The following is a 2,597-nucleotide window of genomic DNA, read 5'->3' as shown; positions in this document are numbered from 1 at the left end:
CCAGGACCCCGACCTACTCAACTGGCTCGCCACCCTTTGAGCCTCGCCTGATGACAGGTTATGCGCAGCGCTCCACCCCCGACCAAGCCCTCACCAGGGCCAACAGGCCGACGCTGCGCATAATCCAGCGCTGCGCATTAGGGTCGTTATGTTCAGCTTCACATAATGATCCCTGCGGGGTCCCGCGATCCCGCCTTGCCAGGGTCCCGTCGGGCAGCCGCAGCGGGGCGGCAAGCCACCGCCTCACATAGAGCAGCACCCATTTCTGGCCGGTGGTGACGTTGGCCTCGACCGCCTTAACCATGAGGTCCCACGGCACGCTGTCGAAGAAGTCCTGGACATCGAGATCGATGACCCAGTCCTTCTTCCAGCACCGTTGGCGACACCTGGCCACGGCATCCAGCGCGCCGCGCCGACGCCGGTACCCGTAGGAGTCTGGATGAAAGATCGACTCCGTACGGGCTTCCAGCGCCATCGCGGCCACCGTCTGCGCCACCCGGTCAGCGACCGTGGGCACGCCGAGTACTCTCGTGCCCCCCGACGCCTTGGGTATCTCCACCGCCATCACCGGAGGCGGAAAGTAGGTCCCCGACGACATCCGGTTCCAGATCTTGTAGAGGTTGTTCCTCAGATCGGACTCGAACTCGGTCAGGGACTGCCCGTCCACCCCGGCGGCACCCTTGTTGGCCCTCACACGCCTGTACGCCTCCCACACCAGCTGCTTCGGTATCTGAAACGGCTTGCCTTCCGGACCTGAGGTGAGGATTGGGCGACCACGCAGGGGCTGGAACGCGCCCCGCGCCGACGCGCCGAAGGCCGAAGGCCGAGGCGCGAGTCACTCACGGTGACCGTAAAGGCCGAGGAGGCCACGGAGGGGCTCGGATCCGGACGCGCGGCATCGCGCCGGGTACCCGACCCCGACGAGGTTCACCTTGCGTAAACGGCGCTGAGAGCGTTCCTGAATGCCTAAGCGGCCTTTTCTTCGGGTTCGACGGTGACTTTGAGACCGAGTTTCTCCAGTTGCGCGACCAGCCGTTTCCGCTGAGCGTCGGTGCCGTGTCGACGCTGCGCCCAGTCGGGTCCGAGTTCCCGGTAGGCGGTGTTGTCGTGGACGATGTGCCAGTAGGCGATGAGAATGTCGTGGCGGATCGCGCCGACGGCTTTCTGTACGCCACGGCGACCCCGGATCTGGGCGTAGTGCGCGGCGAGGTAGGTGTCGCGGGTCATCGCGGCGGCGTCGGCGGCCTCGGTGAGCGCGGTCCGTAGCCAGGTGGAGCCCTGACGCGTGCGGCCCGTCTTCGACGTGCCGGCCGACGAGTGGTTACCCGGGCAGATCCCCGCCCAGGACGCCAGATGCCCCGCGGTCGGGAACCGGGTCATGTCCATCCCGGCCTCCGCGATCAGACACTGCGCCGTCCGCCGGCCCACCCCGGGAATCGTCGTCACCCGCTCCACCAGCTCCGAGAAAGGGGCCAGCATCACCTCGATCCGGTGGTCCAGCTCGGTGACCGCGCTGTCACACAGGTCGATCTGCGCGAGCAGCTGGCGGACCAGCAGCTTCTGGTGATCCGCCAACGGCCGGCCAGCCAGCGCCTCCCGCAACTGCGGGATCTTGGCACGGAGCCGGCGCCGCGCGAGATCGGCCAGAACCTCGGGGTCCTCCTCCCCGGCGAGCATCGCCTCGATCATCGCCCGGCCGGACTTCCCCAACAGCTCCGAGGCCACCGACGTCAGCTTGATCCCACAGTCCTGCATCACCTTCTCCAGCCGCTGCACCGCCCGGGTACGGTCCTCCACCGTCGTCCGCCGGTGCCGGGTCAGATCCCGCAGCGCCCGAATCGGTTTCGGCGGCACGAACGACGGCCGCACCAGACCGTGCTCCAACAACTGCGCAATCCACAGGGAGTCGGCAACATCCGTTTTCCGACCCGGCACGTTGTGCATATGCTGCGCATTGAGCAGCCAGCACTCGAAGGAATCCTCCAGCATGTAGTAGACGGGCTTCCAGTAAATGCCCGTGGATTCCATGCCGACCAGCGAGACCCGTTCCGTGGTCAGCCAGTCGGCCAGCCGCGCGAGCCCCGCGCCCGTCGTGGAGAACGTCCGCACCTCCCCCCGACGACCGCCACCACGCCCCGGCACCCGCACCGCCGCCACGACCGTGTCCCGGTGCACATCCAACCCGGCAACCCGGTCGATCAACACATCCATCAAAGACCGCCTCCGTCCCGTCGACCCGTGACCAGCACAGACCGCCCGGGGAGGACCTGTCACCAAAGATTCTGAGGTACGCGCTCACGGCAGCAGGACAGGATTCCTCAGGACCTCCGCGCCACACTGACCTACGGGCTCACAGGCACCAAGGCGCGACGACGTCGGACCGGACGGCACCAACATCCTCATCAGGACAGAGTGCCGGCGCAAGCCGGCATGATCACTGACCTGCTCACACGTCTCCTCCCGGCAACGCCGGTTGCTCGCGCGAACAAACCCATCGATGAGCCGGCCCCTTCGCATCCACCCCGATTACCAGGGCTTCCCCGCTACTACGAGCCGGTCCGCCAGCAGACGCCGCGACGGTACTCAACGCCTTACGG

1 protein-coding gene and 1 pseudogene are annotated in these 2,597 nt (G+C 67.0%); both read right to left on the bottom strand.

Translation table 11 applies throughout. The annotated features are described in order from the left end of the window. Positions 1 to 166: 166 nt before the first annotated feature. Positions 167 to 766 (bottom strand): annotated as a pseudogene (locus DD1DGNOD_RS12035) (reverse transcriptase domain-containing protein); the annotation flags it as partial. Between the two features lie 200 nt (positions 767 to 966). Continuing rightward, positions 967 to 2,211 (bottom strand): IS110 family transposase, encoded by a 1,245-nt coding sequence (locus DD1DGNOD_RS12030; protein WP_131770140.1) that lies wholly within the window; start codon positions 2,209 to 2,211, stop codon positions 967 to 969. Positions 2,212 to 2,597 lie beyond the last annotated feature (386 nt).

It is taken from the genome of Candidatus Protofrankia californiensis (assembly GCF_900634765.1).
GTDB lineage: Bacteria > Actinomycetota > Actinomycetes > Frankiales > Frankiaceae > Protofrankia > Protofrankia californiensis.
The sequence above is the reverse complement of the archived record's forward strand: the minus strand, read 5'-3'. Positions and strand labels throughout refer to the sequence as shown.